Annotated in this window: 16 protein-coding genes; 7 read left to right on the forward strand and 9 right to left on the reverse strand. The window is 68.2% G+C overall.

Translation table 11 applies throughout. From position 1 onward, the window contains the following. The first annotated feature begins 51 nt into the window (after nt 1–51). Nucleotides 52–264 carry a TOBE domain-containing protein gene (locus ACFPFG_RS07655; protein ID WP_043823788.1) on the forward strand — a complete coding sequence of 71 codons (213 nt, stop codon included), beginning with the start codon at nt 52–54 and terminating at the stop codon, nt 262–264. A gap of 108 nt (nt 265–372) precedes the next feature. Here ACFPFG_RS07655 and ACFPFG_RS07660 read toward each other — a convergent pair whose 3' ends face one another. Together ACFPFG_RS07660 and mdeB are read right to left on the reverse strand one after the other, a co-directional pair. Beyond that, a complete protein-coding gene (locus tag ACFPFG_RS07660) occupies nt 373–2,553 on the reverse strand; it encodes a c-type cytochrome (RefSeq protein WP_380105881.1) in 2,181 nt (726 codons plus the stop codon). A gap of 335 nt (nt 2,554–2,888) precedes the next feature. Beyond that, complete coding sequence (gene mdeB / locus ACFPFG_RS07665; RefSeq protein WP_380105883.1) at nt 2,889–5,519, reverse strand: alpha-ketoglutarate dehydrogenase; 2,631 nt, start codon at nt 5,517–5,519, stop codon at nt 2,889–2,891. Between the two features lie 104 nt (nt 5,520–5,623). Between mdeB and ACFPFG_RS07670 the strand changes: the two genes are divergently transcribed. Beyond that, nucleotides 5,624–6,094, forward strand: coding sequence for an Lrp/AsnC family transcriptional regulator (locus ACFPFG_RS07670; protein WP_183020349.1), 471 nt, complete (start codon nt 5,624–5,626; stop codon nt 6,092–6,094). A 13-nt stretch (nt 6,095–6,107) separates the two neighbouring features. Here the strand turns inward: ACFPFG_RS07670 and ACFPFG_RS07675 are convergent, their stop codons facing one another. From ACFPFG_RS07675 to ACFPFG_RS07705, 7 genes are all read right to left on the reverse strand, one after another. Next, entirely contained in the window at nt 6,108–7,028 is a 921-nt protein-coding gene (locus ACFPFG_RS07675; RefSeq protein WP_312375782.1) for a DUF3014 domain-containing protein, read from the reverse strand. Nucleotides 7,029–7,250: 222 nt separating this feature from the next. Continuing rightward, a complete protein-coding gene (locus tag ACFPFG_RS07680; protein WP_197956929.1) occupies nt 7,251–7,916 on the reverse strand; it encodes an alpha/beta hydrolase in 666 nt (221 codons plus the stop codon). Between the two features lie 96 nt (nt 7,917–8,012). After that, the gene (locus ACFPFG_RS07685) at nt 8,013–8,960 is read right to left on the reverse strand and encodes a DODA-type extradiol aromatic ring-opening family dioxygenase (RefSeq protein ID WP_380105886.1); all 948 of its coding nucleotides are present in this window, start codon (nt 8,958–8,960) and stop codon (nt 8,013–8,015) included. Nucleotides 8,961–9,042: 82 nt separating this feature from the next. Further along, on the reverse strand, nt 9,043–9,453 hold the full coding sequence (gene arfB / locus ACFPFG_RS07690; protein WP_017405644.1) for an alternative ribosome rescue aminoacyl-tRNA hydrolase ArfB: 411 nt from the start codon (nt 9,451–9,453) through the stop codon (nt 9,043–9,045). Further along, nucleotides 9,446–10,330 carry an alpha/beta fold hydrolase gene (locus ACFPFG_RS07695; protein WP_197956931.1) on the reverse strand — a complete coding sequence of 295 codons (885 nt, stop codon included), beginning with the start codon at nt 10,328–10,330 and terminating at the stop codon, nt 9,446–9,448. The genes arfB and ACFPFG_RS07695 overlap by 8 nt, the downstream gene beginning before the upstream one ends. Next, nucleotides 10,327–10,770, reverse strand: coding sequence for a type II 3-dehydroquinate dehydratase (aroQ, locus tag ACFPFG_RS07700; RefSeq protein WP_183020345.1), 444 nt, complete (start codon nt 10,768–10,770; stop codon nt 10,327–10,329). The genes ACFPFG_RS07695 and aroQ overlap by 4 nt, the downstream gene beginning before the upstream one ends. A 125-nt stretch (nt 10,771–10,895) precedes the next feature. After that, nucleotides 10,896–11,261: a hypothetical protein gene (locus ACFPFG_RS07705; protein ID WP_197956932.1), complete on the reverse strand. Its 366-nt coding sequence runs from the start codon at nt 11,259–11,261 to the stop codon at nt 10,896–10,898. Between the two features lie 230 nt (nt 11,262–11,491). Between ACFPFG_RS07705 and ACFPFG_RS07710 the strand changes: the two genes are divergently transcribed. From ACFPFG_RS07710 to ACFPFG_RS07730, 5 genes are all read left to right on the forward strand, one after another. Further along, a complete protein-coding gene (locus ACFPFG_RS07710) occupies nt 11,492–13,300 on the forward strand; it encodes a glutamine--tRNA ligase/YqeY domain fusion protein (protein WP_380105889.1) in 1,809 nt (602 codons plus the stop codon). A gap of 129 nt (nt 13,301–13,429) precedes the next feature. After that, nucleotides 13,430–14,146 (forward strand): class I SAM-dependent methyltransferase, encoded by a 717-nt coding sequence (locus ACFPFG_RS07715; RefSeq protein WP_312375768.1) that lies wholly within the window; start codon nt 13,430–13,432, stop codon nt 14,144–14,146. Nucleotides 14,147–14,237: 91 nt separating this feature from the next. Next, nucleotides 14,238–14,555: a DUF2322 family protein gene (locus ACFPFG_RS07720; RefSeq protein WP_312375766.1), complete on the forward strand. Its 318-nt coding sequence runs from the start codon at nt 14,238–14,240 to the stop codon at nt 14,553–14,555. A 183-nt stretch (nt 14,556–14,738) separates the two neighbouring features. Then, nucleotides 14,739–17,021 (forward strand): DUF3300 domain-containing protein, encoded by a 2,283-nt coding sequence (locus ACFPFG_RS07725; protein ID WP_380105892.1) that lies wholly within the window; start codon nt 14,739–14,741, stop codon nt 17,019–17,021. Between the two features lie 106 nt (nt 17,022–17,127). Continuing rightward, nucleotides 17,128–18,009 carry a peptidoglycan DD-metalloendopeptidase family protein gene (locus tag ACFPFG_RS07730; protein WP_197956937.1) on the forward strand — a complete coding sequence of 294 codons (882 nt, stop codon included), beginning with the start codon at nt 17,128–17,130 and terminating at the stop codon, nt 18,007–18,009. The last annotated feature ends 2 nt before the right edge of the window (nt 18,010–18,011 follow it).

Raw genomic sequence — 18,011 nt, forward strand, 5'->3', positions numbered from 1 at the left:
GCCGGGCGGCGCACGCTACCATCCGTTCTTCCCACACCTCAGGAGTCCAGCATGAAGATCAGCGCGCGCAATGTGCTTTCGGGCACGGTCGTTTCCATCGTCCGGGGTCCGGTCAGCACGGAAGTGACGCTGGAGATCGCCCCCGGCATCCAGATCACCTCGAGCATCACCAGCAATTCGGCCGATGCGCTGGGCCTGAAGGAAGGCGCCAAGGCCTATGGCGTGATCAAGGCCTCGTCCGTGATGATTGGCGTGGACGACTAAGCAAGCGCTCCCCCAAAAAAAGGACGGGGCAGGAATTACTCCCTGCCCCGTCCCCGGATTCCCGCCGCATGGCGGGAATTTCTTTCTGGCGACTACGCCTGCTGCGCTTCAATACCGCGCATCGGCCGGCTTCTTGTCCTTGGGCCAGTCCTTGTGCTTGTTGGCAAAATCCGGGCGCGGCTGATGGCTGAAGTACTCGGCCACGTCCACGGCCTCCTGGTCGCTGAGGCCGCCCTGGCCCAGCGGGAAGTTGCCATGGAAGGCGATGGGCATGTTGCGCTTGACGAAGGCCGCTGCCGTGTAGGTGCGCGCCATGCCCGCGCCGATGTTGAAGGACTCGTCACCCCACAGCGGCGGATAGACCCACTGTCCCTTGGCATTCTTCACGCCCTCGCCCTCGCCGCCATGGCAGACCGCGCACTGGGCCGCATAGACCTTCTTGCCGTTGTCCACGTTGGGCACGATGGACTGGCTGATCTTGCCCACGCCCCGGCCTTCGACCTTGTCCTCGGGCTTGGTTTCGCGGCGCATCCAGTCGAAGTAGGCGACCATGGCCTTGATCTCGTCGGACTCCAGCGGCAGCGGCTTGCCGTTCATGGAGCGCAGGAAGCAGCCATTGATGCGATCCTCCAGCGTGATGACGCGGCCCGCGCGCGGCGCATAGCCGGGGAAGAAGGCCGAGACACCGATGTAGGGCGAGCCATCGGCCACGGTGCCCGCGTTCAGGTGGCAGCTGGCGCAGTTCAGCGCATTGCCCACATTCTTGGGCAACAGGTCACGCGTCTCAATGTTCAGGCGGGCGCCGTAGACCAGTTGCCTGGCATTGGACTCGTCCAGCATGGCGGCCAGGCGCGGCGTCTCGAAGGGGCGTGCGCTTTCGCCCTTGGCATCGAGCTGCTTGCGCATGGATTGCACCTCCTTGGCATGGATCTCGCGCGCATCGGCACGGCCCCAGCTCTTGCGGGCGAAGTTGAGGATGTCGGCGATCTCCGCGTCCTTGAGCTGGGCGAAGGCCGGCATGGTCAGCGGCCGCGCATGGCTTTGCGTGACGGGCGCCTTCCAGCCCGCCAGCATCAGATGGATCAGCGTGGACGGGTCCTGCGACTGCAGCGAGAAATTGCCGGCCAGTGGCGGGAACACGTCCTTCACGCCGCCGCCATCGGCACGGTGGCAGTCGGCGCAGAACTGCAGATAGCCCAGGCCGCCCCGGCTGGCGTAGAGGTCGGCAGGCACGTCGGAAGACACTGCCGAGGTGGCGGACGGCGCATGCCCGGAGGCCTGCGGCGCCGGATGCGGGGCGATGACCGGCCCCGGCCCCTGGGCCACCTGCATGGGCAGATCGTTCTTGCCTGCGGGCAGCGACTTCAGATAGGCGCCAATGGCCAGCAGGTCCGCATCGCTCATGTACTGCGTGCTGTGCTGCACCACATCGACCATGTTGCCGGAGACCGTGCCGTGGCTGTTGCGCCCGGTCTTGAGCAACTGGGCGGTTTCCTCGGGTGTCCACAGATTGCGCAGGCTCAGCGCGCGCCAGTTCTCCACGGTCTCGCCGGCCAGGAAATACTCGCCCTTGCTGCCCTCGCCGGTCATGGTCTTTTCCTGGAAGCCCACGCCGCGAGGCGTATGGCAGGCGCCGCAGTGGCCCAGGCCCTGCACCAGGTAGGCACCCCGGTTCCACTGGGCAGTTTGCTGCGGTTGGGGCTGGAAGGGCGTGTCATCCAGAAACACCCAGTTCCACAGCGCCAGGCCCCAGCGCTGGTTGAAGGGAAAGCCCAGGTCGGACTCCTTGTTGGCCGCCTTCACGGGCGCCACGCCCTGCAGCAGATAGGCGTACAGGGCCTGCATGTCCTCGGCCGTCATCTTGGCGTAGGAGGGATAGGGCATGGCCGGGTACATGTTGCGGCCATCGGCTGCCACGCCCTTGCGCATGGCGCGATCGAACTGCTCGAAGCTGTATTTGCCCATGCCCGTATCGGCGTCGGGCGAGATATTTGTGGAATAGATCTTGCCGAATGGCGTCTCCAGCGCCAGCCCACCACCCATGGGCTGGGATTTATTGCCGGTGTGGCAGGCAACGCAATCACCCAGGCGTGCGATATATCGGCCGCGATCGACCAGGGTTCTTTGCTCCGCCGTCAGGTCCGCTGCGTAATCGGCGGGCAGGTCATCAATGATTTGCGGCATTTGCGCATGGTCCACTGCGGGCGCCGACGCCGAAATGGCCAGTTGCCAGGCGGCGGCCGAGAGCGCGGCCACGCACAACAGGCCTTGCTTGAGCGAGAGTTTCATCGTCTTCGATCCACTGGAATGAATTATTATTGAAAGAGGCAAAAACGGATATTGACGAGATATTCAACCCAACGCCTGCAGCCATTGCAGCAAATGATCATCTCTTTGCGAAATATCTTCTTATATATACGAATTCTAGTGGTATCCACTTATTTTTTCCATGCAAGCCGACGAAAACGATAAGCCAATAGCGCATTTAACGCGGGCTTAATCAATGCAGGGAAAAAGCGCGCGCAGCCTTCTCGGGTGCGCACGAAAAAGCGGCCCGCAAGGGGCCGCTGATTTCACCGTCGGTGTATCCGTCAGTGTATCGGGTGGCGGCTCGCCCGCCGGGCTCAGGCCGCCTGGCTGCAGCGGCGCGCCGCCTGCGCCACGCTGTGCGCATCCACGCCAAAGTGGCCGCGCAACGCGGCACGCGTGTCACTTCGGCCAAAGCCGTCCGTGCCCAGGGTGAGGAATCGCCTGCCTGCGGGCAGGAAGGCGCGCACGGTCTCGGGCACGGCGCGCACATAGTCGGTGGCGGCAATCACCGGGCCCTGCGTGCCGTCCAGCAGTTGGGCGATCCAGGGCTGGCCAGGTGCCTCGCCCGCCAGCATGCGCTGCTCGCAGGCCACGCCATCGCGCGCCAGTTCGCTCCAGCTGGTCACGCTGACCACGGTAGCGGCCATGCCCTCGCTGGCCAATTGCTCGGCGGCCTTGAGCACTTCGGTGAGGATGGCACCCGATCCCAGCAAGGTGACATGCTGCGTGGCACGGCCCGCATCGCCAAAGCGGCCGAACACATAGCCGCCGCGCAGCACGCCTTCGGCCGCGCCCGGCGGCAGGTCGGGCTGGGCGTAGTTCTCGTTCATCAGGGTGATGTAGTAGAAAACGTCGCGCTGCTCGACCAGCATCTCGCGCATGCCGGCGTCCAGTATCACGGCCAGTTCGCCCGCATGCGCGGGGTCCCAGGCCTTGCAGTTGGGAATGGTGGCCGCCACCAGATGGCTGGAGCCGTCCTGGTGCTGCAGGCCTTCTCCGCCCAGCGTGGTGCGGCCCGAGGTGGCGCCCAGCAAAAAGCCGCGCGCCCGCTGGTCGGCCGCCGCCCAGATGGCGTCGCCCACGCGCTGGAAGCCGAACATGGAGTAGTAGATGTAGAACGGCAGCATGGCCAGGCCGTGCACGCTGTAGCTGGTGGCCGCGGCCGTCCAGCTGGCGATGGCGCCGGCCTCGCTGATGCCCTCCTCCAGGATCTGGCCGTCCAGCGCCTCGCGGTAGGACAGCACCGAGCCGATGTCCTCGGGTGCGTAGCGCTGCCCCAGGCTGCTGTAGATGCCCACCTGCTTGAACAGGTTGGCCATGCCGAAGGTGCGCGCCTCGTCCGCCACGATGGGCACGATGCGCGGACCCAGCTGCGCGTCCTTGAGCAGGCCGCCCAGCATGCGCACGAAGGCCATGGTGGTGCTCATCTCCTTGCCGGCAGGCGCCAGCGCGAACTGCGCGTACTGGTCCAGGGCGGGCACGGGCACGCGGTCGCACAACGTTTCACGGCGCGGCAGTGCGCCGCCCAGGGCCGTGCGGCGATCGCGCAGGTACTGCATCTCGGCGCTGTCATCGGCAGGTTTATGGAAGGCCAGGCCCTTGGCCTGCTCGTCACTGAGCGGCAGGTTGAAGCGGTTGCGGAACTCGATCAGGTCGGACTCGTCCAGCTTCTTCTGGCTGTGCGTGGTCATCTTGCCCTGCCCGGCCGATCCCATGCCGTAGCCCTTCTTGGTATGGGCAAGGATCACCGTGGGCTGGCCGCGATGGGCGGCAGCCGCTGCATAGGCCGCATGGATCTTCACCAGGTCATGGCCGCCGCGCTTCAAGCGGTCGATCTGCTCGTCCGTCAGACCCTGGGCCAGGGCGGCAAGCTCGGGGTTCTGTCCAAAGAAATGCTCGCGGTTGTAGCGTCCGTCCTTGGCAGCGAAGGTCTGCATCTGCCCGTCCACCGTGCCGCCCAGCGTGCGTGCCAGGGTGCCGGTGAGGTCACGCGCGAACAACCCGTCCCAGTCGCTGCCCCACAGCAGCTTGACCACGTTCCAGCCCGCGCCCGCGAACAGCCGCTCCAGCTCATCGACGATGCGGCCGTTGCCGCGCACCGGGCCGTCCAGCCGCTGCAGATTGCAGTTGACCACCCAGACCAGGTTGTCCAGCCCCTCGCGCGCGGCCAGCGTGAGGGCGCTCATGCTTTCGGGCTCGTCCATCTCGCCGTCGCCGAACACGCCCCAGACCTTGCGCTGCTGGCAGTCCAGCAGGCGGCGGTGCGTGAGATAGCGCATGAAGCGCGCGTGGTAGATGCTGCTGATGGGGCCAATGCCCATGGAGCCCGTCGGGAACTGCCAGAAATCGGGCATCAGCCAGGGATGGGGATAGCTGGACAGGCCCTGCGCGCCTGCAGCCGGCGCGCTGATCTCCTGGCGGTAGTGCTGCAGGTCCTGCTCGGTCAGCCGCCCTTCCAGGAAGGCTCGCGCATACACGCCGGGCGCGCTGTGCGGCTGGAAAAACACCAGGTCGCCCCGGTGCTGGCCCGGCGCAAGTCCCTCCCGCGCATGGAAGAAATGGTTGAACCCGGTCTCGAACAGGTCGGCCGCGCTGGCATAGCTGGCGATATGGCCGCCCAGCTCGCCATAGGCCTGGTTGGCGCGCACCACCATGGCCAGCGCGTTCCAGCGCATGATGGACGCCAGCCGCTCCTCGATGGCCAGGTCGCCCGGAAACACCGGCTGCTGCTGCGCCGCCACGCTGTTCACATAGGGCGTGTTCAGGTCGGGCTGCCAGCCCAGGCGCTGCTCGCGCGCCATGCGCGCCAGCTCTTCGAGCACGAAGCGCGCGCGCTGCGGGCCTTCGGCGGCGACCAGGGCCGCGAAGGCCTCCCGCCATTCGGTGGTTTCCTGGGGATCGGTATCGATATCGGCCAGCGCGGCCAGTGGCGTGGGTGCGTTCATGACCGCCACTTTAGGACTGGCAGGCCGGCATGAGCAGCCGTTCATGGATAAGGAAAACGCCATATTCCAGCATTTCATGCCGGTATTTACATAAAATCCGGCACATGAAACTGGACACCATCGACTTGCGCATTCTGGCCGAGCTACAAACGGACGGCTCGCTGTCCAACGTGGAGCTGGCGCGGCGCGTGCACCTGTCGCCCTCGCCCTGCCTGGCGCGCGTCAAGGCGCTGGAGAAGGCCGGCGTGATCGCGCGCTATGTGGCGCTGGCCAATGCGTCGGCGCTGGGGCTGGGGCTGAATGTGTTCATCAACATCAGCCTCAGGTCGCAGGCCAAGGAATCGCTGGCCGACTTCGAGCGCCGCATTGCCGAGCACGACGAAGTCATGGAGTGCTACCTGATGAGCGGCGACGCAGACTACCTCATCCGCGTGGCGCTGGCCGACATAGGCGCACTGGAGCGCTTCATCGTGGAGCAGCTCACCCCCATTCCGGGCATAGAGAAGATCCGCTCCAGCTTCACCCTCAAGCAGGTGCGCTACAAGACCGCCCTGCCACTGCCTGCGGCGGGATGATTCCGGGCCCGCCTCAGCCCGCAGGCCTGGCCATCTCGCCGGTGGCGATGCGGCGGCGCAGCTCGCCCAGCACGGCCTTGAGGCGGCGCTCGTTGTCCAGGCCCACGCGCACCAGCATCTTCTGGCCGCTGGACAGGGCCTGCAGCTCGGGGTCGGCGTATTCGTAGCGCACCCAGGGCTGGACGGAGGGCACCTCGCCCTCCACCTTGGTCAGCCGTACCTGCACCGGGCCCCCGGGCTCGGGCGCGGCGCGCAGGTGGTCTATGACGGCAATGAGGCGATCGTTGAAATAGCGGCTGGGATAGCCCAGGTCTTCATAGGCAGTCTGGAACAGGGGGTACAGCCGGGCATAGAGCTTGACGGCCCCGTCCATGGGAATGGACTCGGCAAAGGTCACGAACGCCTTGTAGCGTGCGGCGTTGGCGGGGGCGATGGCCTGCGCCTCACCCGCCTCTGCCGCGCCCTGCACCGTGAAACGCTGAGGCGCCGGGTGCACGGGCCAAAGCCGTGCAGGGGCCTGTGAGCGGGTCAGGTTGTCCACGGTGGCCACGGCGCGGCGCACAAAGCCGTCCATCTGCAGAAAGCTGCCTGCCTTGTCACGGCCCAGCAGGCCGTTCAGGGCCTGGGTGACATGGGCGTCGGAGTCCTGCAGCGCAGGCAGGCCAGGCGCGGGGGGCTCCAGCGTATCGACAGGGTTCTGGGGCTCGGTCAGCTCGGGCGCGGGGACGGGTTCAGGTTCGGAGGGCTGGGTGGACTGGGCGGGCACCTGCGCCACTTCCGACGGCGCCTCGGGCACGGCGGCGGGACGCCACCAGTACCACCAGGCCGCGCCCCCCAGGGCGGCAGCCGCCAGCACCGCTGCGGCGATGCCGAAAGCCGATGGGCCGGAGGATCTGGCGCGGGGGCGGAAGTCTTGGAGGTCGCGTTCTGGCATGGATGGGTCCTTTGGCTTGGGCAGGGGGCTGGCAGCACAGCTGCCGCAGGACGTGCGACAGGAAAGCGCAACCGGGGTTCCCCGGCTTTGCTGACACCGGCCCCTGCCTTGTGTTTATAAGCCGCCCGGCTGCCTGCACAGGCCATCGAGCCCACCAGGCAACAAGGCGTTACCCGGCTTACGCGGCCAGCCTGCGCACAAGAAGGGGGTAGTGCAGCCGGCTCAGCCCTGCGTGCCCAGATCCTGGAGCCAGGCCATGGCGGCCTGCAGCTCGTCGGGGCGGATCTCATGCATGCTCGGGTATTCGTGATAGCTCAGTTGCAGCGGCAGGCGCTGCACGTGGCTGCGAATGGCGTGGGCGCTGGTCAGCGGAATGACGTTGTCGTAGGTGCCATGGCTGACCCAGAGCGATTTGCCGTCAAAGGCCGCGTCAGGGGCCTGGTGCGGCAAGGCCTCTGGCAGCAGGCGGCTGTGCCAGCACATGGCGGCGCGCAGCAGCGCGGGCTGGGTCAGCAGCAGGCTGAGCGCCATGATGCCGCCCTGGCTGAAGCCGCCCGCCACGGTTCGCTGGGCAGGGATGTCCAGCCGCGCGCCAGCCTGCTGCACGGTCTGGGCCACCAGGGCGCGGCTGTGCTCTTCCTGCGATGCGTGGATGTGGCGCGTGCCGTTGGCATCCACCGTGAACTGGAACCAGGCATGGGCTGAGGGACCCATGGAAAACGGAGCGCGCAGGCTGAGCACGTGGAACTGCTGCGGCACGAACGATGCGAGGCCGAACAGGTCCTGCTCATTGCTGCCAACGCCATGCATGAGCACCAGCAGCCAGGGCTGTTGCCCGGGTGCGGGTTGTGCGGGGCGCTCCAGCGCCACCAGGGGCAGGTCGATCATCACGGACTCCTTGGCTTTTTAAGCGATTTCCGGGACCGGGGTGGTCCCGGGCAACGCGCCATTGTGGCGCCTCGCCAAGTCCGTGGCGGCAGGAGGTTATGCCGCCTGCGCGTCCTCGAAGGCCATCGCATCCATGGCCAGGATGGAGTACGTGACTTCGCGGCTCAGATACCGGGGCCGCGCCGTGGCGCCAGCCGCACCCAGGGCGAAGTACAGCGGCATGAAGTGCTCTTCGCTGGGGTGGGCGCGCCGGGCCGAGGGAGCGCGTGAGCGATAGTCCAGCAGCGCGGGCAGGTCCTGCGCCTGCAGGCGCGATTCGATCCAGCGGCTGAAGTCCTGCACGTAGGGCGAAGAGGCGCTGGAGCCGCCGACGGCATGGTCATCCTGCAGGCCATCCTGGCTGCGCAGGGCCTGCACGGCGTCGTCCACCCGCACCGTGGCCTCGCCCGTGCCGCCCCGGAATTCGCCCAGATTGTGCGTCATGCTGCCGGAGCCGACGATGAGCACGCCCTCATCGCGCAGCCCCGCCAGGGCCGCGCCCAGCGCATGGGTTTCGGCCGGCCCGGCAGAGGCGGGAAGGGACAGCTGGACCACGGGCAGGTCGGCATCGGGCAGCAAGTGCATCAGCGGCACCCAGGCGCCATGGTCGAAGGGCCGCTGCGCGTTGGCACTGGCGGCAATGCCTGCGGCCTGCAGGCGCTCCATGACTTCCCGTGCCAGTTGCGGGGCGCCGGTGGCCGGGTACTGCAGTTCGTAGAGCGCGGGCGGAAAGCCGCCAAAGTCGTGCCAGGTGGAGGGCCTGGCCCCGGTCATGACTTCCACGCCGTGCGACATCCAGTGCGGCGACATGACGACCACGCCGCGCAGCGGGCCGTGGGCCTGGCGCAGCGCCCTGCCCCATTGCGCGAGCACGGGGCCGGTTTCACCCGGCTCCAGCGCGAACATGGGCGAGCCGTGGGAGACATAGAGCACGGGCAGCCGGGCACGGGGAGCGGAGGAAACCTGGGCAGCGGTGGAAACCTGGGGAGCGTGGGAGTCTTGCATCCCCCTAATGTAGGGACGCCCGGGCGCCGCGCCAAGCCGCCAGCGGCAGCACACATTGTTGCGCTGGCCGGGTCAATCCGGATCAATCGTCGCGCGGGCGCCCGCGCAGGGCCTTGGTGGCGCCGTGCCGGCTCTTGCTTTCCAGGCGGCGCCGCTGTGATCCCAGCGTGGGCCGGGTGGCACGGCGCAGGATGGGCTCGGGATAGGCCGCGGCCACCAGCACGTTGAGCCGCTGCAGCGCGGCGCGCAGGTTCTGCTCCTGCGTGCGGTGTTGCTGTGCCTTGATGACGACCACGCCCTCGTTGGTGATGCGGCCGTCGCGCAGGGCCAGCAGGCGCTGCTGCACGGCCTCGGGCAGGCGCGAGGCACGCACGTCAAAGCGCAGGTGCACGGCGCTGGAGACCTTGTTCACGTTCTGGCCGCCCGCGCCCTGAGCGCGCATGGCGGTCCACTGCACCTCGTGCAGCTCGATGGGCCGCATGCGCTCAGGCATCCAGCGCGGCGGTCAATGCCGCCACAAAGGCATCGGGCCGCTCATGCATGACCCAGTGGCCCGCGCCGGGCACCAGGGCCAGGCCCCGGAAGTCGCGCGCATGGCGTGCAAAAGCCTGCGCCAGCTCCTGCATCATCGGGCCCGGGTAGAGCGCGTCGTGCTCGCCATAGATGGCCCATACGGGACCGTCCACGGCCTGCAGGGCACGCGCCAGCACGTCGGTGTGCGAGAGGCGGCGGCGCGCAAGGCGGTCACGCTCCACGTTGAGCACATGCAGGGCCAGGGTGTCCTCGTCGATGAGGCCTGCGTCATGCAGCATCAGCGCCTGCAGGTTGTAGCGGTGGGCCACGGCCTGCGCCTCGGGCGTGGCCAGGTGGCGCCAGCCCTTGAGCCGCACGGCCAGGCCCTTGCCCACGCCCATGCCGGGCGCGCCGGCCAGCACCAGGCGCCGGGCCAGCGTGCCATCGGCGGCGGCCAGCATGCCGGCCGTCATGCCGCCGAAAGAGAAGCCGACCAGATCACACAGCGGGGCGGCGGTCGCGCGGCCATCGGCCAGCAGCTGCCGCAGGCCCTGGCGCAGCGGCTCGACCAGGGTGTCGGCATCCTGGCCGCCCGGCACGCCATCGGAATCGCCAAAGCCTGGCAGGTCAGGTATCCACAGCTGGCGCCCCTGGGCCAGCAGCGCGTCCATGCAGCGCAGCCAGTGCGTCCAGCTGCCGCTGCCGCCGTGCAGCATGACGATGGGCAGCACGCCCGTACGGGGCTCGCCCCAGACATGCCAGACCATGCGGCCGTCTTCGGGCTGCGCGGCGGAAAGCGGCGTGGTCAGGCGCCGCGCCCGGGCGCGCAGGCGCTCTATGGCGGCAGGCGTGTTCACCACTGGGCGACAGCGTCAATGGCCAGGCCATAGCCGGCCACGCCAAAGCCGCACATCACGGCGCGCGCGGCGGCCGACAGGTAGGAGTGGTGGCGGAAGCTCTCGCGCGCATGCACATTGCTGATGTGCAGCTCCACCAGCGGCACGCCCGTGCCCTTGACGGCGTCCAGCAGGGCCACGCTGGTGTGGGTGTAGGCGGCGGCGTTGAAGATCAGGCCGGCCAGGCGGCCTTCGGCGTGCATGCGGCCGGCTTCGTGTATCCAGTCCACCAGTTCGCCTTCGTGGTTGCTCTGGCGGAACTCCAGCCCCAGCCCGTAGCGCGCGCAGGCGGCTTCGCACAGCGCACGCACATCGGCCAGGGTCTGGGATCCATAGATGGCGGGTTCACGCAGGCCCAGCAGGTTCAGGTTCGGGCCATTGAGGACATAGACGGTTTTCACGGCGGGGACACTCCAGGTTTCCAACGGGCTGGATTATGCGGGCCATCCCCGGCCCGGCCACAGCGCAGGCACCACGTAAAAAGCCGCCCCGAAGGGCGGCACGAGTCGATTCAGCTCAGTTCAGTTCAACGGCGCCAGTGACCATGCCCGTGGCCATGACCATGACCATGGCGGTATTCGCCACGGTAGCCGCCGCGATAGCCGTATCCGTATCCATAGCCGGGCACGACCACGACGGGCGGCGCGCGGTAGACGGCGCGCGGCGCGTAGTAGACCGGCGGCGGGGGCGCGTAGTAGATGGGCTGGGGCGGTGCCACGTAGACGGGGGCAGGCGCGACATAGACGGGCGGGCCATACATGCCCGGCGAATTCAGGCTGATGGACCATTGCACATCGCCCCGGGCCTGGGCGGCGCCCGAAGCCATGAGGGCGGCCATGGCCAGGCCGGCTGCTGCTGCTCTTGCAACCCACGGGGAAGCTGTCGTTGTCATGGTGTCTCTCCTCGAAGTTGGACAGGCGTGGCAGGCATTGCCGCTGGTGCCGCCTCCCCGTACTTTGGCACAGGGGGACGGCACACGCCCTGCATTCTCAACGCGCGACAGGGGTCTACGGATGGCAGGCTTTCCTACAAGTTTGTTTCCAAATGCCTCAAGCCTTGTCTGGCGCGGCTGTCCGAAAGCCGTCCGGAGCGGGTCGGCAGGCGGGCGCCTACAATGCTGCGATGAGCTCTGCTGACGCCTCCCCCATCTCCAAAGATCCGGTCAAACCGAGTAACTTTCTGCGCCAAATCATCGAGGCCGACCTGGCCAACGGTACCCACGCCCAGCGCCGCTGGGGTGGAAGCCCCGGTGATGGCGACCACCACAACCAGGGCCAGGTGGACGTGGCGAAGATCCGCACACGCTTCCCGCCCGAGCCCAACGGCTACCTGCATGTGGGGCACGCCAAGGCCATCTGCCTGAACTTCGGCCTGGCGCGCGACTACGAGGGTGCCTGCCACCTGCGTTTCGACGACACCAACCCCGAGAAGGAAGACCAGGAGTACGTGGACGGCATCATTGATGCCGTCCATTGGCTGGGCTTCGGCTGGAAGGAAGCCGACGGTCACGAGAACCTGTACTTCGCCAGCAACTACTTCGACTTCATGTACCGCGCAGCCGAGTACCTGATCGAGCAGGGCCTGGCCTATGTGGACGAGCAAAGCGCCGACGACATGAAGGCCAACCGTGGCGATTTCTCGCGCCCCGGCGTGGACAGCCCGTTCCGCAGCCGCACGGTGGCCGAGAACCTGGCGCGCTTTCGCGAAATGCGCGACGGCAAGCTGCCCGATGGCGCTGCCGTGCTGCGCGCAAAGATCGACATGGCATCGCCCAACATCAACCTGCGCGACCCGGCCATCTACCGCGTGCGCCATGCCGAGCACCACAACACCGGCAACCAGTGGTGCATCTACCCGATGTACACCTTCGCCCATCCCATCGAGGACGCGCTGGAGCACATCACCCACAGCATCTGCACGCTGGAGTTCGAGGACCAGCGCCCGTTCTACGACTGGCTGCTGGACCATCTGCGCGAAGGTGGCCTGATCGCCGCGCCGCAGCCGCGCCAGTACGAGTTCTCGCGCCTGCACCTGACCTATGTGATCACCAGCAAGCGCAAGCTCAAGCACCTGGTGGACAACGGCATCGTCAGCGGCTGGGACGATCCGCGCATGCCCACCATCGTCGGCCTGCGCCGCCGCGGCTACACGCCCCAGAGCATCCAGGCCTTTTGCGAGCGCATCGGCGTGACCAAGGACTACGCCTGGATCGACTACTCCACGCTGGAAGGCTGCCTGCGCGAGGACCTGGAGAACCAGGCCCATCGCGGCATGGTGGCCCTGGACCCGCTCAAGCTGGAGCTGACCAACTGGGCCGAGGTCTTCGGCAGTGCCGAGCACCTGGAAGCCTGCGAGCTGCCCGCCCTGCCCCACGCCGCCGAAGGCCAGCAGGTGCCGGTGCGCCGCTTCACGCTGGGCCGCGAGGTGTGGATCGAGCGCGAGGACTTCGCCGAAGTGCCTCCCAAGGGCTACAAGCGCCTGTTCCCGGGCAACAAGGTGCGCCTGAAGGGCGGCTACGTGATCGAGTGCACGGGCTGCGAGAAGGATGCCGAGGGCAACGTCACCAAGGTGCTGGCCACCGTGGTGCCCGACACCAAGAGCGGCACGCCGGGTGCGGACAGCGTCAAGGTCAAGGCCGCCATCACCTGGGTGGGCGTGGCCGACGGCGTGCAGGCCGAGGTGCGCCTGTACGACCGCCTGTTCACCGACCCGCAGCCCGATGTGGGCGGCAAGGACTTCCTGGCGCTGCTCAACCCGGACAGCCTCAAGGTGGTGACCGCCTATGTGGAGCCTTCTCTGGCCAACGCGCAGCCTGACGACAAGTTCCAGTTCGAACGCTTCGGCTACTTCGTGGCAGACCGCAAGGACCATGCACCGGGCAAGCCCGTGTTCAACCGCGCAACGGGTCTCAAGGACTCCTGGGGCAAGTAGGCGCATGGCCCGCTGACGGGCACCGGCACCGCTCCTCCCGGAAGATGGCCCACCATCCTGCTTTGCAGGGGTGGGCCATCGCACATCGGCGCTTTTGCAGGGACCATGGCCTCAGCACAATGCCAGGCCATGAACCAAGCCTTGCCACAGGCGGCTTCCGCCGCCAAGTTCGACACCTCGCGCGCGGCCGAGTACGAGACGCAAAGCCGCATCGCCCTGGCCGGCTACGACGCCTGCCACGAGCTGGCCGCCTGCCTGCTGGCCGCCAGCCTGGATGCCGGGCCGAAGTCGGTGCTGATTGGCGGCGCCGGTGGCACGGGCCAGGAGATCCTGACCACGGCGCGGCTCAGGCCGCAGTGGACGTTCACGGCTGCCGACCCCTCGGCCCCCATGCTGGACCAGACCATGGACCGCATCGCGGCCGCCGGCCTGGCGGACCGGGTGCGGGCAGCACCCTGTGCGGCGGAGGATCTGCCCGCCGGCACGGTGTTCGACGCGGCCACGCTGATCGGCGTGCTGCACCACATTCCTGACGACGCGGACAAGCTGCGGCTGCTGCAGGCCCTGTCGGCGCGGCTGGCGCCAGGGGCGCCCTTCATCCTGGCCTGCAACCGCCACCGCTATGACAGCGAGCCGCTGTTCCTCGAAGCCTGGGCCATGCGCTGGCGCATGGCGGGCGTGGACGAGGCCGCCGTCCATGCGAAACTCGGCAAGATCCGGCAGGGCGCGGCTCCACCGGCCTCGGAGGAGGTGGTGGAGCAGATGCTGGCCCAGGCCGGTTTCGTGCAGCCCAAGCGCTTTTTCTCCAGCCTGTTCTGGTGCGCCTGGATTGCCTTCAAGGCCTGACCACGGAACCACTCAGCCACTGAAACACCAGAACGCCCGGCGCCGGTTGACCCGTCCCTTTCACTCTTTTCCCTTTGATTTGCCTTTCAGCATGAACTTCTCCGCACGCCTTCAGCAACTGCCCACCGTCACCCACCTCGCCGCGCTGCAGTTGGCCGACGCCCAAGGCCAGGTCGTGGCCACCATCGAGAACAAGCCCGGCCAGACCGGCTCGCTGGCCGTGTACCACGCGCTGGCCGCGCTGTACGGCGGCAGCATCTCCCCGGCCGCCGCCGAGCTGGGCCTGGAGTGGTATGCCGAGCACACGCAGGACGCCATCGCCTTCCCCGGCAAGCACCCCAACATCGACCGCCTGCTGGCCTGGTCCAAGGGTGCCGAGAGCTACCAGGCCCGCCTGATCGCGGCTTGATCGTGGCCTGAGCGCGGCTGGATCGCGGCCTGATTCAGCCTGGGTAAACACCGCGTCACAGAAGTTGCGCGGACTGGGGGCATCGGCTGACACGCCGGTGTCAACGCAGCGCGCACTTTGGCGTTCAAATGACATGTGCCTTGCCGCTGCGGCGCGCAAGGCGTTCCTGCCCAGGAGAACGCAATGCTGCAATCCGCCGTGCCCACAGCACGCACCACGGCCCGCTCGACTTCCCACGCTGGCGCCCTGCGCCTGAGCGTGCTGGGCCTGGCCGCCGCCCTGGCGCTGAGCGCCTGCAACGAATCCCAGGACAAGCCCCCGCAGGCCCCCAGCGCGCCGCTGCCGCCTGCCACCGAAAGCGCCCAGCCCGTCGCCGTGCCCGTGGCCTATGTGCCGCCTTCGGCCGAGACGCTCTACCAGATGGTGGCGCCCATTGCGCTGTACCCCGACAAGCTCGTGGCCCAGGTGCTGGCCGCCTCCACCTATCCCGACCAGGTCGGCGCCGCCGAGGTGTGGATGGGGCAGAACCCCGGCCTCAAGCCCGAGGAACTGCAAAACGCCGTCAACAGCCAGGACTGGGACCCTTCGGTCAAGTCGCTGGCGCAGTTTCCCAATGTGCTGGCGCAGCTGTCCTCCAACATTCCCTGGACCACGGCCCTGGGCAAGGCCTACTACAACGATCCGGCCGATGTGATGAACGCCATCCAGGTGATGCGCCAGCGCGCCTACAAGGCCGGCACGCTCAAGGACTCCAGCCGGCTCAAGGTGGCCGTGGCCACGGCCGATGCCCCGCCCCCCGTGCCCCAGCCCGCACCGCAGGCCGTGGGCGAGCCGCTGTCATCCATGCTGCCCGTGCCGGTGATCGACACGCCGCCGCAATTCATCGAGATCGCACCTGCCCAGCCTGACACCGTCTATGTGCCGCAGTACGACCCGGGCGTGGTCTATGGCGAGCCCGTGCCCATGTACGGCGGATACCGCCCCATCGTGGCGCCGCAACCCGTGTACGTGGGCAGTTCGGCCGCGCCCGTGGTGGCGGGGCTGATCGGCTTCGGCGCAGGCGTGATCCTGGCCGAGTCCGTGGACCGCCGCCCCTGGGGCTGGAACTCCTGGGGCATGCGCTGGGGCGAGCCCGGCTACCGCTGGCACCGCAACGAACCGCCGCCACCGCCCTCGCGCCGCCCGGCCGTGATCTACAACAACAACACCTATGTCTCGCGCTCGACCACGGTGGTGCAGAACATCCACAACACGCACATCAACAACGTTGGCAACGTCACCCACATCGCGAACAACCCGCACTTCGAGCCGCGCCGCCCTGACTTCCCGCAGCAAGGCGGTGATCCTCGCTCGGGCGACCCTCGTTCTGGTGACCCACGTTCAGGCGGCATGGCAGCCGCGGCCCTGGCCGGTGCCGCAGGCATGGCCGGCGCCGCCGCAGCAGCGCACTCCGGCATGCCCCAACGCCTGGGCCTGAGGCCGCCGCAGGGCGGCCCGCCCCCGTCCGCCCAAGGCATGGTGCCGCCCGGCGGCACCCAGGGATTTGCCCGGCACGATGGCGCCGATCGCGGACGCCCGGGCCTCAGGCCTGATGACCGGCCCCAGGCCTCATTGCAGCCCCGGATGAACCCGGTGCCGGCCTCGCAGCCGGGCCAGTTCGGCAAGTGGCCACAGTCCCCTCAGTCTGCGCAATCGACCCCCTCATCCGCATCGGGCGCCGTGCAGCGACCCGCCCCAGCACTGCCTGCGGCAGCCATGCAGGGTGACAGGGGCCGCGACTCCCGCGTGCCTTCCTGGTCTTCCGCAGCCACGCAGCAGGGCATGAGGCCACAGGACCGGCAGATCGGCCAGGACAGGCAGGACCGTGACCGCTCCATGGCCGATGCAACGCGCCAGCGCCAGCAGCAACAGCAGCAAATGGAGACGCAGGCTGCCCGCCTTCGCGGCGAGGAACAGCAGCGCCAGCAACAGCAGCGCCAGGCCCAGATGCAGGCCCATGCGCAGATGCGGGATCAGGCGCGTGACCAGGCCCAGGCCCAGGTTCAGGCGCAAGCGCAAGCGCAGGCACGCCAGCAGGCCGAGCGCGATCGCCAGGCCTTGCAGCAGCGCTCCCAGGACCAGGCGCGCCAGCAGCAAATGCAGCAGCAGCAGCAACAACAGCAGCAGGCACGCGCACAGGAGCAGATCCAGGCCAGGATGCAGGCCCAGCAACAGGCCCAGCAGCAGGCGCAAAGACAGGCCCAGATGCAGGAGCGGCAGGCGCAGCAGCAAAGGCAGCAGCAGTTCGAGGCTGCCCAGCAGCAACGCATGCAGGCCCAGCAAGCACAGCAGGCACAGGCACAGGCGCGTGCCCAGCAGCAGCAGGCCCGCGCGCAGCAGGAGCAACGCCAGCAACAGCAGCGCATGGCCAACGCGGCCCGCCCACAGGAGCGGCGCGGCGGGCGCGACGAGCGCCGGGACCGTTGAGCGGCCCGCAAGCGCCTTGGGGCGTCGGGGCCGTTGAGGCGGTGGCAAGTTGGCGCGCCGGCATGGCGGACAATGGGGCGCTCGACCACAGCCCCCCGCTTCCCCCATGCAGATACCGACGACGAATTCCCGCTCCCGCCGACTGTTTGTGCAATCCCTGTGCGCCTCGGGCGCGGGCCTGATCGTTCCCGCCTGGGCCGCCAAGGCCGCAGCCCCATCCATCGAATCCCCCTGGCCCCATGACAGCCGCGTGCCCGGTGGCGTGGCCCGCCTGTCGCTGGGACCATCGGCCCAGCGGCCCCAGGTGCTGGCCGGCGACGTGCCCGTGCTGGTGGTGGGCGACATGATCGAATGGACGGCCGTGGTCGGCATTGCGCTGTCGGTGGCGCCCGGCACGCATGGCGTGACGGTGAAGGGCGAAGGCGCACCGCGCACCCTGCCCTACGAAGTGCGCGACAAGAAATACACCGAGCAGCGCCTGAAGGTCTCGCCCAAGACCGTGGACCTGTCACCCGAGGACGATGCCCGCTACCAGCGTGAACGTGCCCACCAGCAGACCATCATGGCGCTGTTCACCGAGCCGCCTGCACGCCCTGGCGACCTGCGCATGCGCCAGCCCGTGCCGGGCCGGCGCAGCAGCAGCTTCGGCCTGCGCCGCGTGTTCAACGGCCAGCCGCGCAATCCGCACAGCGGCATGGACATCGCGGCAGCCACGGGCACCAACGTCGTCGCGCCGCTGCCGGGCAAGGTGGTGGATGTGGGCGACTATTTCTTCAACGGCGGCACCGTGTGGCTGGACCACGGCGGCGGCCTGCTGAGCATGTACTGCCATCTGAGCAGCGTGCAGTGCAAGCTGGGCGATCGGCTGGACACGGGAGATGCCTTCTGCAAGGTCGGCGCCACGGGCCGTGTCACCGGCCCGCACCTGCACTGGGGCGTGATGCTCAACCGCACCATGGTGGACCCGGCGCTGTTCCTGGTGGCCTGAAC

The sequence above is a fragment of the Delftia deserti genome, assembly GCF_042653485.1.
GTDB classification, from domain to species: domain Bacteria; phylum Pseudomonadota; class Gammaproteobacteria; order Burkholderiales; family Burkholderiaceae_C; genus Comamonas; species Comamonas acidovorans.

Excerpts from the sequence above, each read along its gene's own strand:
- ACFPFG_RS07720 (WP_312375766.1), top strand. The coding sequence starts at position 14,238 with ATGAACTTCTCCGCACGCCTTCAGCAACTGCCCACCGTCACCCACCTC.
- ACFPFG_RS07705 (WP_197956932.1), bottom strand. The coding sequence starts at position 11,261 with ATGACAACGACAGCTTCCCCGTGGGTTGCAAGAGCAGCAGCAGCCGGC.
- ACFPFG_RS07675 (WP_312375782.1), bottom strand. The coding sequence starts at position 7,028 with ATGCCAGAACGCGACCTCCAAGACTTCCGCCCCCGCGCCAGATCCTCC.
- ACFPFG_RS07660 (WP_380105881.1), bottom strand. The coding sequence starts at position 2,553 with ATGAAACTCTCGCTCAAGCAAGGCCTGTTGTGCGTGGCCGCGCTCTCG.
- ACFPFG_RS07715 (WP_312375768.1), top strand. The coding sequence starts at position 13,430 with ATGAACCAAGCCTTGCCACAGGCGGCTTCCGCCGCCAAGTTCGACACC.
- ACFPFG_RS07680 (WP_197956929.1), bottom strand. The coding sequence starts at position 7,916 with ATGATCGACCTGCCCCTGGTGGCGCTGGAGCGCCCCGCACAACCCGCA.
- ACFPFG_RS07655 (WP_043823788.1), top strand. The coding sequence starts at position 52 with ATGAAGATCAGCGCGCGCAATGTGCTTTCGGGCACGGTCGTTTCCATC.
- ACFPFG_RS07710 (WP_380105889.1), top strand. The coding sequence starts at position 11,492 with ATGAGCTCTGCTGACGCCTCCCCCATCTCCAAAGATCCGGTCAAACCG.
- ACFPFG_RS07725 (WP_380105892.1), top strand. The coding sequence starts at position 14,739 with ATGCTGCAATCCGCCGTGCCCACAGCACGCACCACGGCCCGCTCGACT.
- ACFPFG_RS07670 (WP_183020349.1), top strand. The coding sequence starts at position 5,624 with ATGAAACTGGACACCATCGACTTGCGCATTCTGGCCGAGCTACAAACG.
- mdeB (WP_380105883.1), bottom strand. The coding sequence starts at position 5,519 with ATGAACGCACCCACGCCACTGGCCGCGCTGGCCGATATCGATACCGAT.
- ACFPFG_RS07730 (WP_197956937.1), top strand. The coding sequence starts at position 17,128 with ATGCAGATACCGACGACGAATTCCCGCTCCCGCCGACTGTTTGTGCAA.
- ACFPFG_RS07685 (WP_380105886.1), bottom strand. The coding sequence starts at position 8,960 with ATGCAAGACTCCCACGCTCCCCAGGTTTCCACCGCTGCCCAGGTTTCC.
- arfB (WP_017405644.1), bottom strand. The coding sequence starts at position 9,453 with ATGCCTGAGCGCATGCGGCCCATCGAGCTGCACGAGGTGCAGTGGACC.